This is a genomic window from Pseudomonadota bacterium (genome assembly GCA_030859565.1).
Lineage (GTDB): Bacteria > Pseudomonadota > Gammaproteobacteria > JACCXJ01 > JACCXJ01 > USCg-Taylor.
This window is the reverse complement of the sequence record JALZJW010000007.1, coordinates 26,896-52,386: the sequence shown is the minus strand read 5'-3', so window position 1 is coordinate 52,386 and position 25,491 is coordinate 26,896. Positions and strand designations below refer to the sequence as shown.

Below are 25,491 nucleotides of genomic sequence, written 5' to 3'. Positions count from 1 at the left end.
GCGCCGGCCAATGACGAGACGATTTGGGACAATATTGGCACTGTCCGTGTCGAAGTGGGACTGGCGCCCGAACTGGAGGTCGCTCTCGGGCATAAAGTCGTGCTGTCGGTTGATGGAAATCCGTCTGAGGGGGCTGCGGCGACTGACTTCACGCTCCCGAAGATGAATCGTGGCGCACACAGCGTTCAGGCAACCGTCGTCGACAAAAGTGGCGCCGCATTATCCACCTCGCCCACGGTGACCTTTCATTTAAAGAAGCACTCCGTCCTGCTCGGCAATTAAAAGGCGGCGCGGCGCGCGCCGTTCCTTTTTAGAAATTGGTCTGGAAGTTGCCGGGCTTCTATGGTCAGGCCGGAAACCTGCAGCGTTTCATCGGACCTGGCGTAGATTCTTGGGGACATGTTGTTAAGCACTCGACTTTAGGAGTCGGGGGGTGCACTATAATGGTGCGTAGTCACGCGGGATCGCCGCCGACGTCCGTGACCGCGGGTTGGATCGTAGAAAACCTATCCACCGCGATACTGCTGTTTGACAGCAAGCTGCGGCTGCAGCTCGTCAACTCGGCGGGCGAAAACCTTTTATCCGCAAGCGTTAAGAAAATGGCTGGCCAACGCGTCGACCAGATATTCGGTAACGACGCGTTGGCCAAGGCGTTGCAACATGCACTCGACGCCGGCCAGGTGGTCACCGAATGGGATCTCGAAATTGTATCCGCCAACCACATAACGCAATGTGTTGATTGCACGCTCACCCCGTGCGGTAACGGCCACGGGGAGACCGGCGTTCTCGTCGAGATGTCAAGCAGCGACGGACTACGCCGCGTACTCCGCGATGAAGCGGCGGTCGGGCAGCAGAATGTCTTGCGCACGCTATTAAAGGAGATGGCGCACGAAATTAAGAACCCGCTGGGCGGGATCCGCGGCGCGGCGCAGCTCCTTGAATGCGAATTGGCCTCGCCGGCCCACAAGGAATACACCCGGCTCATCGTCGGTGAGGTGGACCGGTTGCGTAAGCTGATGGACCGGATGCTGGTGCCAAACGCGGACCCGCGCGTGACGGCGGTCAATATTCACGAGGTGTTAGAGCACGTGAGCTCGCTGTTGGACGCGGGCACGGACCCTGCGCTGACCATCGTCCGCGATTACGACCCGAGCCTGCCCGATCTTCTGGCCGATCGCGACTATTTGATCCAAGCCTTCTTGAATATCGCCCAGAATGCCGCCCAAGCAGTCTCCTATCAGGGCACGGTCAGCTTTCGTACGCGCGCGCAACGGCAATGCACCATCGGGCTCAAACGCCACCGTTTGGTCATTCGCGTAGATATTATCGATGACGGTCCGGGTGTGCCCGCGAAAATTGCCGAAGACATTTTTTTTCCGATGATCAGCGGCCGATCCAACGGGACCGGCCTGGGACTCTCGATTGCCCGTTCGCTGGTGCATGGCCACGGCGGGCAGATCATTTATTCCTCCAAACCGGGCGAAACCGTATTCAGCGTATGGTTACCGGTTGAGAACGGAACATGAGCGAACAAGAATACATTTGGGTGGTGGATGACGACCGCGCCATCCGCTGGGTATTGGAAAAGGCGCTCACCCGAGCCAGTATGCGAACCCGGTGTTTCGATAACGCCGACACTGCCTTGCACAGTCTCGAACGCGAGGTTCCCGATGCCATCGTCTCGGATATCCGCATGCCTGGGACGGATGGCTTCAGTTTGCTGGAACGGGTCCGCCACAATTTTCCCGGCCTGCCGGTCATCGTCATGACCGGCTATGCCGATCTCGACCGCGCCGTGGCGGCCTTCCAAGGCGGCGCCTTCGAATACCTCGCGAAACCCTTCGACGTTGAGGAAGCGGTCGCGATTATTCGCCGCGCGGTGCGCGGACGGGCCAATAAATCACGCGAGGATGTCGGATTAGAACCGGTGCAAGGCTCGGAGATCGTCGGCTCGGCCCCGGCGATGCAGGAGGTTTTTCGCGCCATCGGCCGCTTGTCACGCTCGAATATCACCGTCCTCCTGACCGGTGAATCGGGCACCGGCAAGGAACTCATCGCGTGCGCTTTGCACCGCCATAGCCCACGGGCGAATAAGACCTTTATCGCGCTCAACACGGCCGCGATTCCAAGAGAGCTCCTCGAGTCCGACCTCTTCGGGCATGAACGGGGGGCGTTTACAGGCGCCGCGACCCAGCGGCAGGGCCGCTTTGAACAAGCGCATGGCGGCACCCTGTTCCTCGATGAGATCGGGGACATGCCGGCCGAGTTGCAAACGCGCTTTTTGCGGGTGCTGGCGGATGGGCAGTTTTATCGCGTGGGCGGTCACGAGTCCATCAAGGTCGATGTACGCGTCATCGCCGCTACCCACCAGGACTTGGAGCAGCGGGTAAAGGAAGGAACGTTTCGCGAGGACCTGTTTCATCGGCTCAACGTCATACGCTTGCGCGTCCCGCCGCTGCGAGAGCGAAAGACCGATATCGGAATACTGGCCAACCACTTCCTCACCACGGCCGCCCATGATTTGGATGTCGATCCCAAGGCCTTACACCCCGATGCCCTGGCCGTGATGAGCGCGTATTCTTGGCCGGGAAACGTCCGCCAGCTCGAGAACGTCTGCCGCTGGCTTACGGTCATGGCCGCGGCCCAGGAAATCCATGTGGACGATCTGCCGCCCGAGCTCAAGGAGTCCAGCCTGGAGGGTGGCGCCGAGGACTGGGAAGCCACGCTACGCCGCTGGGCCGAACGCCATTTGGCCATGGGCGAATACAATTTAGTCCCGAAAGCCTTGGAGACGTTCGAACGGGCAATGATCGAGACAGCTTTATCCAAAACCGCCGGACGGCGGCAGGACGCGGCCAAGCTCCTCGGGTGGGGGCGCAATACCCTGACGCGGAAGATCCAAGAACTAGGGATGGAATAGATTCTCACACATCCAATGTCGTACAGCCCGTAGCCCGTAGATGGGTTGAGCGTAGCGATACCCATCACACCCACGAGCCTTGATATGATGCGCCAATGGTTAACTATCGTCGCAGCCGTCTCGCGGGCGGGAGCTATTTCGTCACTTTCAATCTCGCCGAGCGTCGCTTGCGGCTGTTGACCGAATCACATCGATCCCTTACGCGCCGCCTTTCGGCATGGGCGGGCGCGGCACCCGTTTACGGTACCGTGCGTACGGTGGAATCGGTACCAAGCCAGGGCGGAACCGTCCATGGAAAATGTCAGGGACGCGAGTCCAAAGCGGAGATAATTATACTGGACGGCATCGTAACCGATATTCGCTATTCCGAAGTGGCCGGAAGAGTGCCATTGGATTTCCGCGAAATGCAGCATTTTACGGACATCGTCAGCGCCCGCGGCAACGATATTGTGCAGAAATGGATTGATTTCTTCGTCTTGCACAAATCAGTAAAAACCAGAACGCATCACCAGGAGATTGAAATGAGCCAGATCCCTATCAATATTATTACGGCGAAACCAGTGGGCGATTACTGCCTGCACCTGACATTCGACGATGGCAAGGAACAGACGGTCGATTTCAAACCATTCTTGATCAGCGCACACGTGGATCGCACGCGCGAGAACGCTGTTGCGTTCATGGGCGATCTTTCTGAGCGTCTCGTTAACCGCGTGCAGATTTCGTCTGACTCCCTGCGCTCCTACATGGACACCGTTGAAAAGGCGTTCGGCGCGGATGTGGACTACGGCCAGATTGTTCAATAGGATAGCGAGCGCATGACCAAATCCATTAAAGGGATTGTAGGAAAGCGCTTGACTTACTTGGACTCATCGCCAAAGACGTTGAGCTAAGCAACGTCAAAATGGCATACAAGCGGATAACCATACATCTCAAGGGCGATCCGTCCGACGATGATCATCTTCGGTTATCCGATTTTACATCTCAACTCGACGCGATTCGGGGCGCCCTGAATCGTCTCGAAGAAACCATCACCGATGATGATAAGCGGGCGATTTATTATCGCGTCATTGATCTTCGTCATTCCAGTCCCGCAGCGGTGGTGCTCGATGCAATTCCTACCGATGATTCCAAAGACGACATTACGGCTTTGGTGGTAGATAAATTTGTCGGTGGCATCAAACTAATTCAGCAAGGTATCTCTCCGCCTGGATTTACTTACGATTTGTTTGAGTCGTTCAAGAAAATTGCCGGACCCCTTCGCAAAAGAGTAAGCGAACTCAGCATATCGACGGATAGCGAGACAATAGAAGTTACGAAAGAGATTGAAACGTATATTGACAAGATTGTTGGCCCCGATGAACTTACTCGCGGGTCCATTTCTGGGACGCTTGAGTACTTTAATGTCCACGCCGGGGCGAATCTCTTTCGTATTTATCCGATAGTCGGGCCAAAGAAAGTTGAGTGCCACTTTCCGAATGAATTACTTTCTAAAGCCATTGCGGGTGTAACCAAGTATGTCAACGTAGAGGGGGAGCTTCGTTATAAAAGCAGAGAGCCATTTGCATACGCGATCAACGTCATAGACATTGAGATCTTCCCTGACGATCAGCAATTACCGAGTATCTTGGATTTACGCGGTATAGCCCCATCCGCTACCGGCAACCTAACCTCTGAGGAGTTTGTTGGGTTGATTAGAAATGCGCAGTGGTAAGCCGCTTTTATATTGGGATACGAGCGTATTGCTTGCTTGGATCAAGGATGAGCCCAATGAGATGGAAGGGGTCAACGATATTGCTCATGGCATTCACAAGAATCATTACATTTTATTGACCTCAGCTATTACACTGACAGAAGTATTGGAATCGACGCTTACTGACGAAGCAAGAATTAAATTCAACGATTTATTCAAACGCAAAAATTGTCAGATGGTGGCCGCTGATCTACGTATTACTCAATTGGCTAGTCAAATTCGAGACTACTATCAGAGGCAGAAAAGTGTTGACGGGCTTCCATCGTTGAGCACCCCAGACGCGATACATTTGGCAACAGCTATCCACTACGCCGTGAAGGAATTTCATACGTTCGACGAGAAAGATGATCCAAAGAAACGGCGAGCGCTAATCCCGTTAAGTGGGAATGTCGCGGGTCATCCGCTGGTCATATGCAAACCGCCAATTCCGGCACAGCTAGATCTCTTTGCGCAGTAACAAACGCAATGACAAAGCAGCGCTTAAAGGGTCAGGTGGAATTTCGTCCAGATGGTTGGGAGCGCTTCAAGCGAGCTGCGGGCCAAGGGTCGGGCGCTGCCGCCGCCGAATTGCGCCTATTGCCAAACGAGCCTGTAGGCCGCTCCACGCCCACCGCCGCCCGTAGGCGTCAGGCATCCCTTTTCAACCAGGTCCGCAAGTTCACGGGTAGCGGTGGGGTTCGACATGCTGTTTATGCCGCAACGCACCGACTCGGCCCGCGCAGCGAGCCTCCTTTTCCAAGCCGTACTCCAAGGTGTCGGCCTGCGGCCGACGGCTTGGCGGGTTACGGCGCAAAAAGCGACGCCCAACCCGCCCTACATCTAAGTCGTAGCGAGAGAGGGCGTGTGAGTTTATTGTAGTCGTTTTGTTCAACATTCAAGATGTGAGCATCTAGACTTCTCGGAGACTACACTCCGAAAAGGGGCCCCTGTCGGGGCAGTAGATATCGACAATATTTTATCGATATTGCTTTTGTAAACGCCTATTTCAATAACACAGCAGCACGCTTCGCGAAATAGCTCAAGATCGCATCGGCGCCGGCGCGCTTAAACGCCGTTAACGACTCGAGGATCACGGCGTTTTCGTCCAGCCATCCGTTGCGCGCGGCGGCCATGATCATCGCGTACTCGCCGCTGACCTGGTAGGCGAAGGTCGGGGCGCCGAACGCCTGTTTGACGCGGTACAGGATATCGAGGTAGGGCATGCCGGGTTTGACCATCACCATATCGGCGCCTTCGGAGATATCCAGCGCCACTTCGCGCAGCGCCTCCTCAGCGTTGGCCGGATCCATCTGGTAACCGCGCTTATCCCCGCCGCCTAGATTGGCGGCGGAACCCACCGCCTCGCGGAAGGGAGCGTAAAAGTGAGACGCGTACTTGGCGGCGTAGGCGAGGATCTTGGTATTGACATAGCCGCCCGTTTCGAGCGCCTCGCGTATCGCTTTGACGCGGCCGTCCATCATATCGGAAGGCGCCACCACATCCGCCCCGGCCTCGGCGTGCGACAGGGCCTGCCGGATCAACACCTCGACGGTCGCATCGTTCACGACGTAACCGTTCGCGTCGATCAACCCGTCCTGGCCGTGGCTCGTGAAGGGGTCCAGCGCGACATCGGTAATGACGCCGAGATCGGGACAGTGCCGTTTCAGCGCCCGCACCGCACGCGGCACCAGGCCCTCGGGGTTGTACGCCTCGCCTCCGTCCGGGGATTTTTTCTCCGAGGGAGGTACCGGGAACAATGCAACCGCGGGAATACCGAGTTGCTCGCTTTCCCCGGCCTCCCTAAGCAACTCGTCGATGCTCAGCCGCTCGATCCCCGGCATCGAAAGGATGGCCTCGCGCCGCCCGCTCCCTTCGATGACGAATAGTGGATAGATCAAATCATCCACGGATAATCGGTGCTCGCGCAGCAGCCGGCGCGAAAACTCTGCGCTCCGCATGCGCCGCGGGCGTGTGAGCGGGAATCGCGTCCCATGACCCAGCCCTTTCGGCATCACGCGGATTCGGCCATACGCCGTAGGCTTACATGGTCGATCTTGCCGCTACCGAGCAGCGGCACGGCGTCGAGGTGCACGACCCGTCGCGGGACCGCCAGCTCGGTTTGCCCGCAACGGCGCGCCTCTTCCTGCAGGCGCTCGCGCGTAAGCGCCCCATCCGTGGAGAACAGCACGATCACCTCCCCGCGCTTGGCATCGGGCTGCACCGCGGCCGCGATTCTCTCGACCACCTCGAGCGAGACCATCTCGCCCGCCACCTTGGCGAAACGCCTCAAACGCCCGGTGATCTTCACGAAACCGTCGGCGTCGATCTCGACGATGTCACCGGTGTCATACCAACCCTCTCCTGCCTCCGACCGGGGCGGCTCGATGATCCCCGGTCTCGGATCACGGTAGTAACCGCTCATCAGGTTCGGGCCGCGCACGTGGAGTTGGCCACCGCGCTCGATTCCGGGCACCGGTTGGAGGACGGCGTCGATGCCGGGCAAGAGTTGGCCGACGGTCCCGCTGAGATATGCCATGAGGGTGTTCAGCGCCAGGACCGGCGCGGTTTCCGTGGCGCCATAGCCTTCCAAGATCCGGATCCCGAATTTCTCGAACCAGGCTATCCGCACCGGCTCGCTGAGCCGCTCGGCCCCGGCGATCACATAGCGCAGCCGGAAAAAATCGTAAGGATGGGCAAAGCGGGCATAGTGATTTAGAAAGGTCGGGGTCCCGAACAAGACCGTGCAGGCGCGGTCGTAGATAAGCTCCGGGATCACGCGGTAGTGGAGCGGTGTCGGATAAATAAAGATGCGCGTGCCGGTTAACAGCGGCAACAACGCGCCCATCGTCAATCCAAAGGAATGGAACATGGGCAGAGCATTGAAAATCTTATCTTCGCCTCCCAGATCGATAACGGCCCGGACCTGAGCGATATTCGATAGCAGGGCGCGATTAGAAAGCACGACGCCCTTGGGTTTGGCCTCGGACCCCGAGGTAAACAAAACCACGGCGGGATCCTCGGCGCCGGCGACGGCGCCCACCCAACGCGGGAACCACAGCGCATAGCCGGCGAGCCACAAACGATCCGCGAGACCGAACGCGCGCCGGAGATCCTCGAGATAGACCACCTTCACATCCCGCAGCGCTTCGACGACACCTCCGAGGCGCGCCGTCTCGATAAAGGCTTTCGAGGTCAAGACGGTGTGGATAGCCGCGATCTCGCACGCGTTTTTTAGCCCCTCGGCGCCGGCGGTATAGTTGAGCATCGCGGGGACGCGGCGAAACGCGCTCATGCCGAACACCAGGGCGACGGTAGAGACGACATTCGGCAACAGGATGCCGACGTTTTCTCCCTCCCCGGTGATGCGGGCGCACAAGCGGCCCAGGGTGAGCGTTTGCATCAAGAACTTGCCGTAGCTGTATTCGATGCCCTTGATGTCTTCCGCGATCAAGTGACGCCGGCCGAAGATCTCGACGGCATCAATGAGCCCGGCGTAGAGCGTATGGATGGGATGCGAGCTGAAGATCATCCCTTGCATGAGCTTGCGCATACCCTCGCCCGCCTTGCGGCGCCGTTGTTTGGCGCTGGCGCCTTCGGGAATATCGAGGCGCGCCGGGTCGAGGATCGACACCGTGACCCGCGGTAGCAGCCGCCTCGGATGACGCCCGGACACGCGGCTGAAAAAGGAGCGGGCCGGGCCGTCCAAGCGCACCGGAATAATCGTGGCGCCGCTACGCGCGGCGGCGAAGGCCGGACCGTCGTAGACTTTCATCAGGCTCCCGGTAATGGTGATTCTGCCCTCCGGAAAGATCAGCACCGGCCGGCCCGCTTCCAGCAGTCTCACCACCCTTTTCATGGCGTAGGGGCTGGTAGGGTCCACGGTCAGGAAATCGACGAGGTTTAACGCCAGCCGGAACCACGGATTCTCTGCCACGTGGGTGTGAATGACGAACACCGGATCCAAAGGCAAAAACAAGGCTAAGATCAAGCCGTCCAAAAACGATTGATGGTTGGCGATGATAAGCAGTCGCTGTGGGTTTAAAGCGCTGATCTTCCCTGTTACCTCGACCCGAAACAGCAGCCCGACGACCCGCCGCAAAACGGGGCGAAGAACGGATTTCAGTAGCTTAGTGCTCACGATCCCCCACCTCATTTAAGACCGAGCCACGGCGAGTGGCGTGTGCGCCATTTCGATGAGCGCGTAGCAACCCATTAAATACTATACTCCGGCGCCCGCGCAACGCTTGGCGGGACGCCCACGGGTTGAAATTGGAACCGAGATCGCGCATATAAGGTCGCACAGGGCGATCATCGGCGATCGGTTAATCAAGATATATCGCCTGCGGGGTGAGTGAACCAATGAAAGATAAAGATCCCTCCCGGCTCCCGGAAAAATCCTCGCGCCGAGCCATCGACAGCTTTCTGCGCCAAGTCGCCGGTCTCCCGACGCTCAAGCCTGGCGGGCAGCGCGGACGGCTGATCTTTGCCATGGATGCCACCGCGAGCCGGGAACCCACCTGGGATCAAGCTTGCCGGATCCAGGCACGGATGTTCACCGAAACCGCCTCTCTCGGCGGGTTGGATATCCAGTTATGCTATTACCGCGGCTTCCAGGAGTTCGAGGCGACGGCCTGGCTGCATGAGCCGATTGCTTTATTGCGGCACATGACGGCCGTACATTGCCTGGGGGGATACACCCAGATCGATAAGGTGCTAAGCCACGCTGTCCGGGAAGGCCGCGGCACCCGCGTGCATGCCCTGGTCTTCGTGGGCGATTGCATGGAGGAAGACAGCGACCGCTTGTGCCACCGCGCCGGAGAGCTGGGGATCCTCGGCATTCCCGCATTCGTATTTCAGGAGGGCGACGATCCGGTCGCGGAGCGCGTCTTCAGACAGATCGCGCGCCTCTCGAACGGAGCCTACTGCCGTTTCGACTCGAGCAGTCCGCGGCAACTGCACGACCTGCTGAGCGCCGTCGCCGTGTATGCCGCCGGCGGGCGCGCCGCGCTGGAGGATTTTAGCCGGCAGCGCGGCGGCATCGTCCTGCAACTGCCCCATCAAGTTCGCAAAGGTTAGCGCCCGTGCGTCTTGTGCTCCTCGCGCTAGGCGCGACCCTCGTTGTGATCGTCGCGTGGCGTTGGTTTCTTCGCACCCCGCCCGCGGTCATCGCCAAGCATCTGCGGCAAGTCCTCCTCGCCCTCGGGGCCGTGGCGTTATTATTCGTGGCGACCACCGGCCACCTGAATTGGCTGTTGGCGCTATTCGGTGCGTTGCTGGCGGTGGCCATCCGGCTACTCCCCTTGCTCCACTTCGCCCCGCTATTACAGCGCCTATGGCGGCAGATCCGGCCCCAAGTCGGCGCTGGCGGCGATGCCCGCCGATCGACGGTCGATGCCCGCTACGTGCGCATGTGGCTGGAGCACGGTAGCGGTGAAATCGACGGCGAGGTCTTGGCGGGCCCTTTCGCGGGTACAAGGCTGAGCGCGCTAGGCCTAGCGGATCTTGTGAATATTTACCGTCATTGCCGGGCTAACGATGCCGACTCGGCCGCGTTACTGCAAAGCTACCTCGAACGGGTCTATAGCGAGGAATGGAAGACCACGGCGAGCACTGAGGCGGGCCGTGAATCGCAGCCCGGCCGCGCTTCCATGACACCCGAGGAGGCCTACGCAGTCCTGGCTTTAGTTCCCGGGGCGAGCAAAGATGAGATCATCGCCGCCCATCGGCGGCTTATTCTGCGTTTCCATCCCGACCGCGGCGGGTCCGACTATTTGGCCGCCAAGATCAATCAAGCGAAAGACTTCCTGATTAAGGAACCTAGCGCGTGATCCGCCGTGCGGTATGGAAAGATCTCACGCCGATTCAGCGAGCTTAGCCGCTTGTTATTCATAAAAATTCAAGAAAATGATGCAACTTACGATAACCATTCACGTTTCCTTTGGGAACGCGAACGCGGGACCTGATCCCGCACTTGGGCCTGCCGCACAAGTTACCGCGGCAGGGTCTTCCTAACACGAGTCGATGGGAGTGATATAGACAATGGCAACGAAAGTGAAAAAGATGGTAAAGGCGGCTTCTAAGACGGTCAAGCGGCCCGCCCCCGCCCGCAGGAAAGCGGTCGCAACGAGCGCCGAGCGCCCGGTCTCCGCCAGCAGAAAGGCGCCGGCCAAGCGCGCTTCCGCCAAATCCAAGTAATAAATCTACTTCGGCGTCTCCGGTTCTATTCGGAACCGGAGACGCTGGGTTGAGGGACGGGCGTGCGGTCCAGGTCTCTTATCCGCCCTTCGGCTACTCTTGCTTCCTACCACTGAATGAGGGCTTGCCGCCATCAAGGCGGGAAGCGATCGTTTTTTTCGGTAATGTTGCTGTTTGAATTTTGGCTATCGGCTACCAGCAGCGGACATTCTCCACGTACTGGATCAGGTGACGACGTCCTCTTCCCCCCTTATCCCGACGCTACTCCACCTTGATGTCCCGAAAAGTCTTCAAATAAAAGGCATCACAAAGCAGCTTCATCATCGTCGCTTCGCTTAGCGTGATCTTAGGTTCCGCCTCTTTACCTGTGCTCAGCTGATCGCCTAGGCTGAAGTATTTATCTCTCTCGTCGAACTCTGGCAATACTTCATCAAGAAACTTGTCGAAGCCTCGTCTGAATTGGTCCTCTTTCTCCCAGTATCCGTACTGGTGTAGCCCAGCTTTGAGCGAATGGAAAAAGTTACCGAATACGTTATGTTCGCACTGCCAGTGAACATCATTGAGCGAGAGGAAGGTCAGCCCGCCAACGTAGTAGTCGAAGGGTTTATGCTTCTCGCGGTCTCCAAATTGTGGTAGTTTTGCAAAACACATCGCGGTGTTCTTCAAATCTGCCGCCGTCAGCGCCCTCTTTCCCCAATCAATCTGAAGTGCTGGCGACCGTTCAACGCCGATCTCCACGTTCCCTTCTAGGTCGGTGATCTTCTCGTAATAGCGACTTACTTGCTCAGGAATTCTCCACCAGAAGAAACCCATTGACCCGATATTTAGTGCAACCGCGAAGCGACGTGCCAGACCCCATCCATGCCACCATAGGGCACTAACAGGCACATTTTTGGGCAACGTGAAGTCGACGAAGAGTTGGTTCTTTTTCTTGTCAACTGGATGAATCTGAATCCAATTCGAGACTCTATTCCATTGCGCGAGAGGCTTAGGGCGTATCGAATGTGAAGCTGACAAAATTCTTATTCTGAGCCGCCACTTGTCCTCTAACGCATCAGCCCCCTTTGGGAGTTTGCGCCGCAGTTCCTTTTGAGCTAGGGCGTAATTTTCGGCTTCATTCGCGTCGAATACCTCTTTCAACCATGTCATCCATTCCCTAGAGGCTCCGTCCTTCTCGGCAAGTTTCTCCATCGATTTTTTCCCAAACATTAACTTCAGCTTGTCCGGATCTTCACTCGCGCTGACAAACCAATTGAGAAGGTCTTGCGCATGTGCCTCCAGGGGCTTCAGCTTTACGGCCTTCGCCATCTCCAGGCGGGTGCTTGCCATGCGGATGAGATTGTGCGCGTCGTCCTTGGTTACGGCTTCTGATGGAACACTGAGGCCTCTGTTAGACAAGTCTACATACAAGCCGCGGACTCGCGTTTCGTGGATGGAGGTAGCCATCAAGTTGAGGTCGTCGAAGAACCTCTTATCGATGACCTTTTGACCAAAGAGCGCTCCGAAAAATGACCAGAAAATCTTTTTCGTATGGTCTAGAGCATGTTTCGCTGCCCAGGACGGTGTTTCTTCTCGTGTCCGCCCCATCGCCTCAAGACCGATGAGTTCAGCCTTACCGATCTCCTCCAACGCGAGGGTCGCAAGATGGTAGGCGATGTTGGGCAAGCATTCCTTTTGGACAGCTCTGGCGCCGCGGAGGAGGTCAGAAGCGTGCGCAAGGCAAGCATCGCGCCCGGGCTCGATTCGGGTCAAAAATCCCGGTTCCGAAACCTTCGCCGAGCCGTCACCATCGGATTCGGACGCTTCTGCCTTCACGTTGACGAGTTCCCGCTTATAGTACGTTGCGATATTTTAAGGGACAAAAAGGGCGACAACGAATTGTTTCTCTCGCCCCTCCGGTACCTCGAACGGGTTGATGAGTACGGCCTATGCCATGGCTTGTACCGCTCGAATGACTGCTCAGGGTTGGAAGCCGAAATTCAAACTGAGACACTACCTTTTTTTCAGCCACCCCCTCTGTCGAGCGATACGTGGACGTCATGCCGGTCACATCTCCGAGATCTGAGATTGAAATAGTGCCCGATCGGCGTATCCTCGTTCAATGCCGGTAGCCCGCAACCTGTAACACGGTTCGTGGTCGCCGAGCAGCAGATTGAGTCCTCCCTAGGGTTCTGTACCTCAAATAAGCCAAAAAATACCGTCGGCGTCGAAACCCAGATTCGTCATTCCCGCGGAAGCGGGAATCCAGCGCCAACCTATGCTCCGTATGGATTCCGGCTCGCGTCCGCTGCGCGGACTTGGCCGGAATGACGGGTCTGTGTTATGCGACGTGTTTTGTGACACTCCACTAGGCATGCCATCGATATGAGGACCTGCGGTACTGCTCGGGAGACTGTACCATACCGGCCACCGGATTGAGTTAAAAACTAAATCACTACCACCACTTTCCGCCTATGAAAATCCTGGAATACAGCGATTTGGACATCTCCGGCGTCGAGCCGCAATACCGCAAGCTCATCGGCATGATCGAGCACGGCGACTTCTACTCCGCCGAGACCAAGAAGCTTACCCCGAGCGAGTACTATCGGGCGAAGCTCGATCACAGCAATCGCCTGCTGTTCACGCTTCGCCGCCACAACGGCGAGCGCTACGCCCTCATCCTTGAGGTCATCCGTAACCACGCCTACGAGCATTCCCGCTTCCTGCGCGGGGCTCGGATCGAAGAGGACAAGATCCCACCTTTCAAGCCCGAGGATCTCAACGAGAATACGCTACCCGCACTCGCCTACGTGAACCCGGCCCGCGCGCGCTTTCACCTCCTTGACAAAGTCATTTCGTTTGACGATGCGCAGGACGCGCTGTTCCGATTGCCACCGCCCCTTATCGTCATCGGTTCGGCCGGCAGCGGCAAGACGGCCTTGACCCTCGAGCGGATGAAGCTTCTGCAGGGCGAGGTTCTCTACGTGACTCTGTCGCCCTTCCTCGCCCAGAACGCCCGCAATCTCTACTACGCGCACGCTTACGAGAACGAAGAGCAGAACATCGACTTCCTCTCGTTCCAGGAGCTCCTGGAGACCCTGCGGGTGCCGGCGGGCCGCGAAGTGACTTATGGCGTCTTCAGGGGCTGGTTCAGCCGCCATCGGCAGCACTGCAAATTCGCCGATGCCCATAAGCTGTTCGAGGAATTGAAGGGGGTGCTGAGCGGCGCGGATGTGGAAACACCGTACCTCTCGCGCGCCGAATACCTCGACCTCGGGGTCCGCCAGTCCATCTTCCTGCCCGAGGAGCGGCCCCTAGTATATGAGCTCTTCGAGAAGTACCTCCTCTATCTCAAGGAGAACGGTCTCTTCGACAGTAATTTGCTTGCCCACCAGTACCTGGGCCTGTGCCAGCCGCGCTACGACTTCGCGGTGGTGGACGAGGTGCAGGACCTCACTAATGTCCAGCTCGCCCTTATCCTGCGCAGCTTGAAGGGCGCGGGCAATTTCATCCTGTGCGGCGACTCCAACCAGATCGTGCATCCCAATTTCTTCTCCTGGGCCAAGGTGAAGAGTCTGTTTTACCGGGACGACGCGCTCGACGCGAAGCGGGCATTGCACCTGCTGCGCACCAACTACCGCAACTCGCAAGCCATCACGGTCATCGCCAACCGTTTGCTCAAGGTGAAGCAGCGGCGCTTCGGCTCCATCGACCGGGAGAGCAATTATTTGATAGACAGCGTCCCCGGCAACACCGGCTCGGTGGAGCTACTCCCCGACACGGACACGCCCATCAAGGATCTCGACGAGAAGACCCGCAAGTCCACCCGCTTCGCGGTGCTGGTGATGCGCGAGGAGGACAAACTCAGAGCGCGCGAGCGCTTCCGTACGCCGCTGCTCTTTGCCGTCCATGAAGCCAAGGGGCTGGAATACGAAAACGTCATCCTGTACAACTTCCTCACCCACGACCGCGGGTCCTTCAACCACGTCGCCGCGGGCGTGAGCGCCGCGGACCTCGACGCCGACCTCGCCTACGTCCGCGCCAAGGACAAGGCCGACAAGTCACTGGAGATCTATAAGTTCTTCGTCAATAGCCTCTATGTCGCCCTCACGCGGGCGGTGAAGAACCTCTATGTCATCGAATCCGACACCCGCCATGCGCTCTTGCAGCTCATGGGCCTCGAAGACGGGCGGGACCGCCTGGACATGGCGGCGCAAAGCTCATCGCTCGATGAATGGCAGCGGGAGGCGCGGCGGCTCGCGCTACACGGCAAGGATGAGCAGGCCGAGGCCATTCGGCGCGAGATCCTGCACGCCCGCGCCGTCCCTTGGGAGGTGCTAGTCCGCGAGCGCTACCTGCAAACACTGGATCGCGCCTTCAACCCAAAGGAGGTCTCCACCAAGCCCCGCCAGCGCCTCATGGAATATGGCGCCGTGTTGGGCGACTCGAGCCTCCTCGGGCGGCTGGCCAGCGCCGGCTATCTCCAGGCCGAGGACGGGGAGAGGCTCGCGTCCCGACTCCGCAACAAACATCTGAGGTCTTACGAAGGCAAGAGTTTCAAGGACGTGCTGGCCGACGCGGACGCCTACGGCGTGGACTTCCGCACTCCCTTCAACCTCACACCGCTGATGTGCGCCGCCATCCAGGGTAATGCGGTGTTGGTGAAAGCCCTGCTCGACAAGGGCGCCAACCCCGATCTTACCGATAACCACGGGCGAACGGCCCTCCACCACGCGCTGCTGCGCGCCTATACCACGCCGGACTTCGCTAGCGCACGCCTTGGGGATCTCTACCCTCTGCTAGCGCCCGCGAGCGTAAGCGTCAAGGTGCAGGACCGTCTGGTCAAGATCGACGGCCACACCGTCGAGTTTTTCCTGTTCCACTCCATGGTGGCGCTGCTCCTGCGCAAGATCGGCGAAGCCGCGTACGTCGTGGCCGGCTTCAGCACGGCCGATTTCTTGGAAGCGATTCAGGCATTCCCGGAGAACGTGTTGCCCGCCTACCGCAAGCGGCGCGCCTACCTGAGCGGCGTGCTCGCCCGTAACGAGGTGGCGCGGGACTATCCGTACAACCGCCGGATCTTCGTGCGTCTTCGACAAGGTTATTATGCGCTCAACCCGCGGCTTTCCTTGCGCGTGGGTGAGGAATGGGTGGACCTTTACGAGCACTTGGGCCGGCCGTTGCTAGAGGCGCATGGCCTGCCACCCGTACGCTTCTTCTTCGAGCAGCTTGCGGGTGCGTCGGCGCGCTCGGAAAGCGCGAACGATCCGCAGCGCGCCGGGGCGTCTCCGGCTAACCCACCGTCTAGCCCGGTCGGCGATCGTGACCTCGCGCATCCTGCCTCGTCGCAGCTAGACCTGTTTGGCGACTGATCGCGGTCGCGAGGGGAGATCATGTCCCTTCCACAAGGCATAAATAGCCGGGAAGACGACCAGCACGATCACCAGCGACGGGAATCGGTCCCAGGTGCCACACAGGATACCAGTGAACCTCAATCGCCAGTTCCTCACAGCGTCATGCCGGACGCCTTCAGGCGGCCCTTCCGGAGCGCCCGCACCTTCATGATGTAGAAGATGACAGGGATGTTAATGAGCACGTGGATCGTCGAGGTGATCATCCCGCCGATGATCGGCGCCGCGATCGGCTGCATGACGTCGGAACCGACCCCGCTGCTCCACATGATCGGCACAAGCGATGCCATGACGACGCTCACCGTCATCAGCTTCGGCCGCAGCCGGAGCACCGACCCGCCGATCGTCGCTTCCAGGACGTCACGCTCGGTGATCTCGCCGCCGCGGTGAAGACGCTTGTCCAATGCTTCGTGGAGGTATACCACCATGATGACGCCGGTCTGGACCGCCACGCCGTAGAGCGCGATGTAACCCACCCAGACCGCGACCGAGAAGTTGTAGCCGAGCAGCCACTGGAGAATGACGCCACCGGTCATCGCATAGACCACCGATAGCATCACGATGCTGGCCTCGGACGCCGAACGGAACGTCATGTAGAGCAGCATGAAGATGATGAAGAACACGATGGGGATGAGAATCTTCAACCGCTCCCGGGCCCGCACCTGGAATTCGTACTGGCCGGTCCACTGCAGCGTGTAGCCGGGCGGGAGCTTGAGCTGCGTGTCGATGGCGCGCCTTGCGCTGTCGACATAGCCGCCGATGTCCCGCGTCGAGGCATCGAGGTACACGTAGCCCGCGAGCTGCGCGTTCTCGTCGCGGATCATCGCAGGCCCGGTCGTCAGCGTGATGTCGGCGAGCTGCCCGAGCGGCACGTGCGCCCCCATCGGCGTCTTGACCAGCACGCGCTGGAGCACCGACAGGTTATCGCGAAACTCCCTTTGGTAGCGGACATTTACCGGATACCGCTCCCGGCCTTCGATGGTGAGCGTCACGTTCTCGCCGCCGAGCGCGGATTGAATGACGTCCTGCACGTCCTCGATCGTCAGGCCGTGCCTGGCGATCGCGTCTCGGTCGATGCGGATGTCAGTGAAGTACCCCTGGGCGACGCGTTCGGCATACACGCTGCGGGTCCCCGGGAGATCCTTCAAAATCCTCTCGATCTGCTCGCCGAGACGCTGGATGACCTCCAGGTCGGCGCCGAAGATCTTGATCCCGACGGTGGTCTTGATGCCGGTCAGCAGCATGTCCAGCCGGTTGCGAATGGGCTGCGTCCAGACGTTGGGGAAGCCCGGGAACTGCATGGCCGCGTCCATGTCTGCCTGCAGACGCTCCATCGTCATGCCGGGGCGCCACAGCTCCTGCGGCTTGAGCGTGATGGTAGTGTTCACCATTCCCATTGGGGTGTTGTCCGTGGATGTGGTGCCGCGTCCGACCGTCCCGAACACCCGTTCGACCTCCGGGAACTGGCGGAGAATCTTGTCCTGTACCTGGAGCAGACGCGTCGCCCCGGTGATCGACAGCCCCGGCGGCGACGTCGGCATATAGAGCATCGACCCCTCGTAGAGCGGCGGCATGAACTCGCTGCCGATTAGGAACAGCAAAGGGATCGTCAGCGGCACAACGGCGAAGTTGATGAGCAGCGCCGTCCACTTCCACCGCAGAGCGAGGCGGATGATCGGGTCGTAGAGCCAGGTGAAGAACCGCGACACGGGGTTCTGCGACTCTGGCTTCAGGCGCTTACCGCGGATGAAGATGGTCATCAGCACCGGGACCAGCGTGATCGCCAGCAGTGAGGCGAAGATCATCACGGACGTTTTCGTGAACGCTAGGGGGCGAAACATGCGCCCCTCCTGCGCCTCGAGCAGGAAGACCGGCACGAACGAAATGATGATGATCGCCAGCGCGAAGAGGATGGGGCGGGCGACCTGTTTGGCCGCCCGGATGATGACGCGTGGCTGCTCCTCATAGGGGACCGAGCCTTGTCCGTGTGGCTCGCCCTCGCCACCGGCCTCGACGGCACGTTCGGGCTCTGACACATTGCGGTAGGCGTTCTCCACCATGACGATCGACGCGTCGACGAGCACGCCGATGGCAAGCGCGATCCCCCCCAACGACATAATGTTGGAGCTGACGTCGAGATAATACATCGGGATGAACGAGGCGACGACGGCGATCGGCAGGGCCAGGATCGGAATCAGCGCCGACCGGAAGTGGAACAGGAAGAGGATGATCACGAGCGAAACGACGATCGATTCCTCGATCAGCGTGCGGCGCAACGTGCCGATCGATTCGCCGATCAGCCAGGATCGGTCGTACGTCGGGACGATCTTGACGCCGGCCGGCATGGCGCCCTGAACCTCCCGCAGCTTGGCCTTCACTCGGTCGATGACCTTGAGCGCGTTCTCCCCGAAGCGCATGACGATGATGCCGCCGACAACCTCGCCCTTGCCGTCCAGCTCGGCAACGCCGCGGCGGATGTCAGGGCCGAGGCGTACCTGCGCCACGTCTCCCACTCGGATCGGGGTGCCTCTTGGATCGGCGCCGAGTGAAACCTTCTCGATGTCCGACGTCGACTTGAGGTAGCCGCGGCTGCGCACCATGTACTCGCGTCCCGCTAATTCGAGCACGCGCCCCTCGACGTCGTTATTGCTCGCCTTGATCGCCTGGACGACATCTTTCACCGACATGTCGTACGCGGCGAGCTTGTTCGGATCGAGATTGACCTGGTACTGCTTCACGAACCCGCCGATGCTCGCCACTTCGGCCACGCCCGGGATCGACGCGAGCCAGTACCGGAGATACCAGTCCTGGAAGCCGCGCAGCTCTGCCAGGTTGTGCCGGCCGGTCTCGTCGACCAGCGCGTACTCGAACACCCAGCCGACGGCGGTCGCGTCAGGTCCGATGACCGGGTTCACTCCTTCGGGCAGCTTTCCGCGAATGCCCTGCAGATACTCCACGACGCGACTGCGCGCCCAGTAGATGTCGGTGCCGTCCTCAAAGATGACGTAGACGTAGGAGATCCCGAAGTCGGTAAACCCCCGGACCGCCTTGACGCGCGGCGTCGAGATCAGCGTGCTGACGATCGGATAGGTAATCTGGTCTTCGATCAGATCGGGACTCCTGCCCATCCACTCCGTCGAGACGATGACCTGGACATCCGAGATGTCGGGTACCGCGTCGAGCGGCGTGGAGGTCATTGTCCAGATCCCCCAGAACGTCAGCACCAGGGTCCCGGTGAAAACCAGAAACCGATTCCCTGCGCACCAATCGATGATTCGTTCGATCATGACTTTTCAGTCTTGCGGCATTCCGCCCGTTGACGGGCCGTGCCGCTCATCGCGCCACCGCCGTCAACTGCTTGCTGCCGAGCCGCCGGCCCGCGCGCGTGACGTTGATCGTCACGTTCCAGCGGCCGGCCATCATCACCTGCCCGGGTCCGCGATACACGCCGCCGCCGGCCGGCGGCAACGTGGCTTCATTCCGCATCGCCGGCATGTTCATGGAGGGCATGGCCGCCATGTAGAAGATGATGGAGACGTCCGCATCGGCAACCGGCTGACCCGACGGGTCCTTCACCGTCACCTCGAAGACATTGTCGCCGGTCTGCGGGGGATCGGGTTGCGATCGAAAGAGGATGTCCAGGCGCTCCCGTTCCCCGCCGCCCGGCGCCGCGGCCGGCGCCGCCTCGAAGCCCTGGAGCGCCGCGCTAAGCTGGCTCTCGGAGTCGAGGAAGAACGTGGCTCCCGTCGCGACCTGTTCCCCTTCGTTCAAGCCCTTGAGGATTTCGACCGTGTCACCCAGGCGGCGACCGATCGTGACGCGACGCGGCTCGAAGTACCCGTCGCCTTGAGCGACGAAGACGACCTGCTGCTTGCCGGAATCGAGCACGGCGTTGACCGGGACGGTCAGGCCTGTGCCGGCCCGACCGCGCAGCTCGACGTTCGCGTACATGCCCGGCTTGAGGCGTCCGCCCCGGTTCGCGAACTCTAAGCGGGCCTTGACCGTACGCGTCTTCTCTTCAACGTACGGGTAGATGTAGATGACGCGCCCGTGGAACAGCTCGCCCTGATAGGCATCCAGCGTCACGATCGCCGGCTGACCCACGCCCACAAGCGGCACCTCCTGCTCGTAGATGTCCGCTTCGACCCACACCACCGACAGGTCGGCAATCTTGTAGAGGGTCTGCCCCGGCATGACGTGCATGCCTTGGCGCGCCTGCTTCTCGATCACGAATCCATTGACCGGCGACCGAAACGCCATCGCCGTCTGCGGCTTCCGCGTCCGCTGGAGCTGCGCAAATTGATCGGGCGGCAGATCCCACAGGTCGAGGCGCTGGCGCGCCAATTCCACGAGACGTTCGGAGGACTCGCGCGCGTCCGGGATCTGCGACTGCTTGATCTGATCGCGCGTCTTCAACGCGAGCAGGTACTCGTTCTGTGTGTTCAGCAGTTCCGGGCTGTAGAGGGTAAAGAGCGGTTGTCCCTTGCGGACGTAGTGGCCCGTGTAATCCACGTAGAGATCGCGGATCCAGCCTTCGAGCTTCAGATTCACATCAGCCAGCCGGGTTTCGTCGTACCGCACCAGCCCGATCCCCCGTATGGTTGGAGACACGCTCGTGCGTTTGACGGGCACCGTGCGGACTCCGATCAGTTGCTGCCGCCTCGGGTCGATGGTGATTTCGGCCCGGGCTTCACTCGCGTCCGGCGCGGGCGCTGCGCCATCCGCACCGGCGGGAGCTGGCGCTGGCGGCTGGGCGGCGCCCGCGGCCGGAGTTTCAACCTGCGCCCGGCCAATCACCGAGCCAATGAACGGCGCCGCTGCCAACCGCCCGCGCAACGCATAGAGGGTGCCTCCGAGCGCTCCTAGCGCAAGCAGAACGATCAGCAGCAGGGCGGCGCGAGGCCGGCTCGAGATCCGCATGGTCAGTTCACCTCTCCCGTGTTGACGGCCGTCGTCCCGGCCAAAGGGTGTGGACTCCTAACGAGGAGTCCGTACCTGCGGGGCTAGCTCCGCTGCCCGGTTTTGCTCCCGGTACAACGGGCCTGGGCAATTCTTGTCCCACGGCCCGCTCCAACTCTGCCCAGGCCCGCTCAAAATTTGCCGCGGCCATGAGGTGCTCAAGATGAATCTGCTCAATAGCCCGCACGCTGTCGATAAGCGAGAGGAAGTCGAGGGTGTCGGTCTGGTAGCCGATCTGCGAGGCCTGCAGAGCCTGCTCGGCCTGGGGGATGTGGGTGTAGCGGAAAAGGTTAAGCTGCTCTAGAGCGGTCTGCGCTTCCACTAACGCCTGTTTGACCTCAAAGAGCGCCAAATCCTTAAGACGCCGAAGCTCACCCTGCTCAGCCTGAAGTTTAGCCGTGGCCTGGTCCACTCCGGCGTCGTACTTGTACTTGAACGCCAGGGGAATCGAGGTGGAAACCGAAATCCCAAAGCCGTCCCGCTCATCGAAGTTCACAAAGCGGTTGATAGAAATCTCGAAGTCCGGATAATAAGCCTTGCGGGCCAAGGCCAGGGCCAGGCGTTCCTTATCCAAGGCTCGGGTCTGGGCCAGGAACTCCGGCCGGATCCTGAGCGTTAGCTTCTCGAGCTCGGTCATCGAATATGGTACAGCCGGAGCGGGAGGATTTTGGGGCGCCCCCAGAGGGGCTTCTGGAGGGCGGCTGAAGAGCGCATTGAGCCGCGCTTGCGCCTTACCGAGCGCCAGGGTCTCGGTGGTTAACCGGTTGATCATGCGCGTGAGTTCCACGTGGGCACGCAGGACATCGGACTGAGAGACCTGGCCCACCGCGTACTTTTGCTCGGCGATGCGCGCAAACTGGGTCACCAGCTCCTGATCCCGGCGGTAGACTTCGAGGTTCCGGTAGACCAGCCAGAGAGCGTAGTAGGCTTTCTTGACCTGCGCCACGGTGTCGATCTCCTCGGCCTTAAGCTCGGCCTCTGTCTTCTCTGCGTCCTTGGAGGCCATTTCACCTTTCAACCGGAGCTTGCCCGGAAAGGGGACCTTTTGCGATAGCTTGAAGATATTGTTACCCGCCTCGTCGATGCGGAAGTTCTCAGGAGCATTCCAGGCCTCCCAGGTCACCATCGGGTCCTCATAGGCCGATGCCTGGGCAGGTACCTTCTGCGCAGCCTGGACGCGGCTCCTGGCCGACCCGATGGCCGGGTTATGGTGCCGGGCATAGGCCAGAGCCGCTTCAACCGTTAACACCTCACCTGTCAAGGATGCTGCCCCCTCTGTTTCATCCGCTGTTTCGTCTACTCCGACTTGCGGAGGGTATTGGCCTTCGCCTGTCAGACCAGGGTTGGAGAAAACCAGCGCCGGCCTCAGCAACCACAGGCAAAGGCCAATGATAAGCGGCGCCCACACCCTCTTGCTTCGTATCGTGCTCATTCTTTCCCCCTCGTCCTCGCCCCTCGCCAAGCGGCTTCCCGCGCTGGCAACGTGGGGTTGGCGGCAAGAGTCGCCGCCACGAATTGTTCCGCGGAGACTTCCGTGAGCCCGACAAACGGCGCGTCATCCGCGCCCAGGAGCGGCCTCGATAGGCCATAAAGAATCAGGGCCAGCGAACCTGGCCAACGATAGCAATCGTGCACCACTTCACATCCTCCTTCAGCAGGTTGGCAGACGCGCGACCCTGAGTAGCGCGGCCGCGCACCGACAAAGTCAGCAACGAAGGAGTCTTATATTCGGAAGCGGTTTGTGAAGAGGTAGGTCTGTACGCCTGGTAGCCAGAATGGCGTGTAGGCGCGCGGGAGTCCAGCGATACCGGCATGTGGGTGCGGAGAGATCCCCGCGGGCGGCGGCGAAATGGGCGGGACCTGCGCCGCAGCGATCAGCGTGAGGAGCTGACCCTGCGATGTAGAAGTCATCGGCGTGAGATCCGCCGCAGGCGCCAGCGTGATCTCGCAACAACCTTGCGCCGCGGCCGCGGCGTGCGTCACGCAACCGCCGCCGCTCTCACAGCCGTCAGCCGGCGCTTCCGTGTCGCAGCAGCAGACGAGCTTCGGGGCGCCGTCCATGACCTCGCAAGCGAACAGCAATTGCATGTGCGCGCCAAGCCCGGCGAGAAGCAACACCCCGGTGACACCCCAGCATAATCGGCGATGACGAAATGCGCGCATGAGACGGATTGTATGGCGCGATGACTAAGCCTGCAACCCAGAGGTCATATACAGGCTACCGAGTTAAGAGTCGTCAAGTTCGGGGAAAGATTCGTTGCCGAGTAGTGACAATGTGCTGGTAACGGGTTGAAGGTTTCAAATCCAACGGTACGCAAGGGTTAGCGGTCGCGAGAAGCGAATTTGGCAAAATTTTTAAAATCCTGGCTCTTCTGGAAATCGAGTGGGTGTATTTGGACCATTTTAGAGCACCGGCAACATGCAGGTCAGGACTTTCAGGCGTAGGTATTCCTCGTCTCGCAGTCCGTAGACACGTCGCTGTCGCTTCGCTGACTTTGCTATCCGAACATGATTTCAATTTCGAGCAACGTTGGAAATGCGAGGAAGCCAATATCCATGCGGTTTTCAGCCACCTTCACCCCCTCAAATCACCCACTCGATTTCCAGAAGTGCCAAAATCCTGTCGTTATGGTCCGACAGTAAACAACTAGCCCACGCCAACCAACGCGTGCCGTTTATATCGCGGTGCCTTAGTAGTACGCGAAGTTAGATGCCATGGTATACCGCTTGCTTGGTGCACGTCCCAGCAACGCGGGCTCTTCCTAAAAAAATAGCCCCTCCATTAGGGCTGAAATCATTCCGAGGCCACGCGCAAGAGGAGTTACTTGCGACGCTGCTTTTAAGGGCGATAAAGACATTCAAGGGACGATAAAGGAAATGGGTACGGTTCGAATATTTCGACACTTCATACGCCTCGAATTGTTCATGCTCATGGTAGTTGAGGTCCTGATCCTAGTCCTCACGCTTTACGCGGGAGCGCTGCTGCGCTTCGCCGGGGAATTCGCTATCGCGACGGAGACAATCGGGTCGTTGTTACCACGTGCCCTCGTTTTTGCCGTGGTGATGGAGCTTGGTATGGCGGCCATGGGTATGTACGCCCCAAGTCAAAGGGAAGGGCTCCGCGGAACACTGTTCCGGTTAGTCGTGGGCCTGATGTTGGGCGCGGTTGCCATGATGGTAAGTGTTTATATATTTCCGAATCTCTATTTGGGCCAAGGCGCGCTGGTGCTCGCCACAGCCGTGGCGTTTATAGGGATCGGTACGATCCGCGCCCTAGGTTTTACTTCCACGGGTAACAGGATCTTTAACCGGATCTTTAGTCGACGGGTACTGGTGATGGGTACGGGTAATGAGGCCAGATCGATTTTAGAAATGCGGCGTCGTGCGGATTGGCGAAGCTCTGAATTGCTGGGTTTTTCTAGAGTGGAAGATCAGGACTGTGCCATTCCCCAAGACAAAATCGTGGCGATCAATAAGCCCTTGGCAGAATTTGCTACGGAACGAGATATCGATGTAATCGTGGTTTCCCTGGATGAACGGCGGAACAGGTGCCCTATCGATCAGTTGCTTGAGTGTAAGATGATAGGAATTGACGTGATTGACACGGCCACCTTCTTCGAGCGTCAATTCGGGCAGGTGAGGCTCGACCTTCTTCGTCCGAGCCATTTTATATTCTCGGACGGGTTCCAGGTGAGCAGCTTCTCCGAGTTCATTAAGCGCTGCATCGATGTCGTGACGAGCGTAGTTTTGATTTCTATAACCTGGCCTATCATGCTGCTCACTGCACTGGCGATATTGGTGGAAAGCGGATGGGGAAGTCCCATCTTTTATCAGCAAATCCGCATAACGCAGTACGGTAAGCCCTTCAACATATTTAAATTTCGCAGTATGCGCGTTGATGCAGAGGGCGCGCAAGGCGCGCGCTGGGCGCAGGCAAATGACAAGCGTGTCACTTGGGTAGGGGCAATTATCCGAAAGCTTCGCGCTGATGAATTGCCGCAGATTTTTAATGTCTTGCGCGGTGAGATGAGCTTCGTTGGCCCACGACCGGAGCGTCCAGAGTTTGTGACCGAGCTTGAAAAGACGCTACCGTTCTATGCGAACCGGCATCGGGTTAAGGCAGGTATCAGTGGTTGGGCCCAGCTCTGCTATCCGTACGGCTCCTCGGAGAAAGACGCACGGCAGAAACTCCAGTACGATTTGTATTACATTAAAAACAATAGCGTTTTTCTATACTTATTGATATTGTTGCAGACGGTGGAAGCAGTACTGTTTGGAAAAGGGGCGAGGTAGGCGCG

The 25,491-nt window shown here is 59.3% G+C and carries 19 protein-coding genes; 10 read left to right on the top strand and 9 right to left on the bottom strand.

Annotation, left to right across the window (positions count from 1 at the left end; genetic code table 11):
- The 6 genes from M3436_02285 to M3436_02260 all read left to right on the top strand — a co-directional run.
- Positions 1 to 282: hypothetical protein (locus M3436_02285; protein ID MDQ3562997.1), on the top strand; the 282-nt coding region annotated here is incomplete at its 5' end.
- 197 nt (positions 283 to 479) lie between these two features.
- On the top strand, positions 480 to 1,526 hold the full coding sequence (gene glnL, locus M3436_02280) for a nitrogen regulation protein NR(II) (protein ID MDQ3562996.1): 1,047 nt from the start codon (positions 480 to 482) through the stop codon (positions 1,524 to 1,526).
- Complete coding sequence (ntrC, locus tag M3436_02275) at positions 1,523 to 2,920, top strand: nitrogen regulation protein NR(I) (protein ID MDQ3562995.1); 1,398 nt, start codon at positions 1,523 to 1,525, stop codon at positions 2,918 to 2,920. The genes glnL and ntrC overlap by 4 nt, the downstream gene beginning before the upstream one ends.
- Positions 2,921 to 3,015: 95 nt before the next feature.
- Complete coding sequence (locus tag M3436_02270; GenBank protein MDQ3562994.1) at positions 3,016 to 3,723, top strand: DUF2442 domain-containing protein; 708 nt, start codon at positions 3,016 to 3,018, stop codon at positions 3,721 to 3,723.
- A 98-nt stretch (positions 3,724 to 3,821) separates the two neighbouring features.
- On the top strand, positions 3,822 to 4,631 hold the full coding sequence (locus M3436_02265; protein ID MDQ3562993.1) for a hypothetical protein: 810 nt from the start codon (positions 3,822 to 3,824) through the stop codon (positions 4,629 to 4,631).
- On the top strand, positions 4,618 to 5,127 hold the full coding sequence (locus tag M3436_02260; protein ID MDQ3562992.1) for a PIN domain-containing protein: 510 nt from the start codon (positions 4,618 to 4,620) through the stop codon (positions 5,125 to 5,127). The genes M3436_02265 and M3436_02260 overlap by 14 nt, the downstream gene beginning before the upstream one ends.
- A 523-nt stretch (positions 5,128 to 5,650) precedes the next feature.
- Here M3436_02260 and hemB read toward each other — a convergent pair.
- Positions 5,651 to 6,661: a porphobilinogen synthase gene (hemB, locus tag M3436_02255; GenBank protein ID MDQ3562991.1), complete on the bottom strand. Its 1,011-nt coding sequence runs from the start codon at positions 6,659 to 6,661 to the stop codon at positions 5,651 to 5,653.
- Positions 6,661 to 8,787: a bifunctional acyl-ACP--phospholipid O-acyltransferase/long-chain-fatty-acid--ACP ligase gene (aas, locus tag M3436_02250; GenBank protein MDQ3562990.1), complete on the bottom strand. Its 2,127-nt coding sequence runs from the start codon at positions 8,785 to 8,787 to the stop codon at positions 6,661 to 6,663. The genes hemB and aas overlap by 1 nt, the downstream gene beginning before the upstream one ends.
- Before the next feature lie 221 nt (positions 8,788 to 9,008).
- On the opposite strand from aas, the gene M3436_02245 reads away from it, so the two are divergent.
- A complete protein-coding gene (locus M3436_02245; protein MDQ3562989.1) occupies positions 9,009 to 9,725 on the top strand; it encodes a VWA domain-containing protein in 717 nt (238 codons plus the stop codon).
- A 5-nt stretch (positions 9,726 to 9,730) separates the two neighbouring features.
- Positions 9,731 to 10,477, top strand: coding sequence for a DnaJ domain-containing protein (locus M3436_02240; GenBank protein ID MDQ3562988.1), 747 nt, complete (start codon positions 9,731 to 9,733; stop codon positions 10,475 to 10,477).
- A gap of 180 nt (positions 10,478 to 10,657) precedes the next feature.
- On the opposite strand, the gene M3436_02235 is transcribed toward M3436_02240, so the two are convergent.
- Both M3436_02235 and M3436_02230 read right to left on the bottom strand, forming a co-directional pair.
- Positions 10,658 to 10,840, bottom strand: a complete 183-nt coding sequence (locus M3436_02235; protein ID MDQ3562987.1) for a hypothetical protein — start codon at positions 10,838 to 10,840, stop codon at positions 10,658 to 10,660.
- A 265-nt stretch (positions 10,841 to 11,105) separates the two neighbouring features.
- Positions 11,106 to 12,659: an AbiV family abortive infection protein gene (locus tag M3436_02230; GenBank protein MDQ3562986.1), complete on the bottom strand. Its 1,554-nt coding sequence runs from the start codon at positions 12,657 to 12,659 to the stop codon at positions 11,106 to 11,108.
- Positions 12,660 to 13,297: 638 nt separating this feature from the next.
- Here M3436_02230 and M3436_02225 point away from each other — a divergent pair.
- Complete coding sequence (locus tag M3436_02225; GenBank protein ID MDQ3562985.1) at positions 13,298 to 16,195, top strand: UvrD-helicase domain-containing protein; 2,898 nt, start codon at positions 13,298 to 13,300, stop codon at positions 16,193 to 16,195.
- 134 nt (positions 16,196 to 16,329) lie between these two features.
- Here M3436_02225 and M3436_02220 read toward each other — a convergent pair whose 3' ends face one another.
- The 5 genes from M3436_02220 to M3436_02200 all read right to left on the bottom strand — a co-directional run bounded on the left by M3436_02220 (position 16,330) and on the right by M3436_02200 (position 23,356).
- Positions 16,330 to 19,521 carry a CusA/CzcA family heavy metal efflux RND transporter gene (locus tag M3436_02220; GenBank protein ID MDQ3562984.1) on the bottom strand — a complete coding sequence of 1,064 codons (3,192 nt, stop codon included), beginning with the start codon at positions 19,519 to 19,521 and terminating at the stop codon, positions 16,330 to 16,332.
- A 46-nt stretch (positions 19,522 to 19,567) separates the two neighbouring features.
- Positions 19,568 to 21,154, bottom strand: a complete 1,587-nt coding sequence (locus M3436_02215; protein MDQ3562983.1) for a FixH family protein — start codon at positions 21,152 to 21,154, stop codon at positions 19,568 to 19,570.
- Positions 21,155 to 21,161: 7 nt separating this feature from the next.
- Positions 21,162 to 22,625 carry a TolC family protein gene (locus M3436_02210; protein ID MDQ3562982.1) on the bottom strand — a complete coding sequence of 488 codons (1,464 nt, stop codon included), beginning with the start codon at positions 22,623 to 22,625 and terminating at the stop codon, positions 21,162 to 21,164.
- Positions 22,622 to 22,831: a hypothetical protein gene (locus M3436_02205; protein MDQ3562981.1), complete on the bottom strand. Its 210-nt coding sequence runs from the start codon at positions 22,829 to 22,831 to the stop codon at positions 22,622 to 22,624. The genes M3436_02210 and M3436_02205 overlap by 4 nt, the downstream gene beginning before the upstream one ends.
- 84 nt (positions 22,832 to 22,915) lie before the next feature.
- A complete protein-coding gene (locus tag M3436_02200) occupies positions 22,916 to 23,356 on the bottom strand; it encodes a hypothetical protein (protein ID MDQ3562980.1) in 441 nt (146 codons plus the stop codon).
- 762 nt (positions 23,357 to 24,118) lie between these two features.
- Here M3436_02200 and M3436_02195 point away from each other — a divergent pair.
- Positions 24,119 to 25,486 carry a TIGR03013 family PEP-CTERM/XrtA system glycosyltransferase gene (locus M3436_02195; protein MDQ3562979.1) on the top strand — a complete coding sequence of 456 codons (1,368 nt, stop codon included), beginning with the start codon at positions 24,119 to 24,121 and terminating at the stop codon, positions 25,484 to 25,486.
- The last annotated feature ends 5 nt before the right edge of the window (positions 25,487 to 25,491 follow it).

Bases quoted from the DNA above. Each gene is read 5' to 3' on its own strand.
- hemB (MDQ3562991.1), bottom strand. From the start codon at position 6,661: ATGCCGAAAGGGCTGGGTCATGGGACGCGATTCCCGCTCACACGCCCG.
- M3436_02195 (MDQ3562979.1), top strand. From the start codon at position 24,119: ATGCTCATGGTAGTTGAGGTCCTGATCCTAGTCCTCACGCTTTACGCG.
- M3436_02225 (MDQ3562985.1), top strand. From the start codon at position 13,298: ATGAAAATCCTGGAATACAGCGATTTGGACATCTCCGGCGTCGAGCCG.
- M3436_02220 (MDQ3562984.1), bottom strand. From the start codon at position 19,521: ATGATCGAACGAATCATCGATTGGTGCGCAGGGAATCGGTTTCTGGTT.
- M3436_02215 (MDQ3562983.1), bottom strand. From the start codon at position 21,154: ATGCGGATCTCGAGCCGGCCTCGCGCCGCCCTGCTGCTGATCGTTCTG.
- M3436_02270 (MDQ3562994.1), top strand. From the start codon at position 3,016: ATGGTTAACTATCGTCGCAGCCGTCTCGCGGGCGGGAGCTATTTCGTC.
- M3436_02210 (MDQ3562982.1), bottom strand. From the start codon at position 22,625: ATGAGCACGATACGAAGCAAGAGGGTGTGGGCGCCGCTTATCATTGGC.
- ntrC (MDQ3562995.1), top strand. From the start codon at position 1,523: ATGAGCGAACAAGAATACATTTGGGTGGTGGATGACGACCGCGCCATC.
- M3436_02245 (MDQ3562989.1), top strand. From the start codon at position 9,009: ATGAAAGATAAAGATCCCTCCCGGCTCCCGGAAAAATCCTCGCGCCGA.
- M3436_02260 (MDQ3562992.1), top strand. From the start codon at position 4,618: ATGCGCAGTGGTAAGCCGCTTTTATATTGGGATACGAGCGTATTGCTT.
- M3436_02265 (MDQ3562993.1), top strand. From the start codon at position 3,822: ATGGCATACAAGCGGATAACCATACATCTCAAGGGCGATCCGTCCGAC.
- M3436_02200 (MDQ3562980.1), bottom strand. From the start codon at position 23,356: ATGCGCGCATTTCGTCATCGCCGATTATGCTGGGGTGTCACCGGGGTG.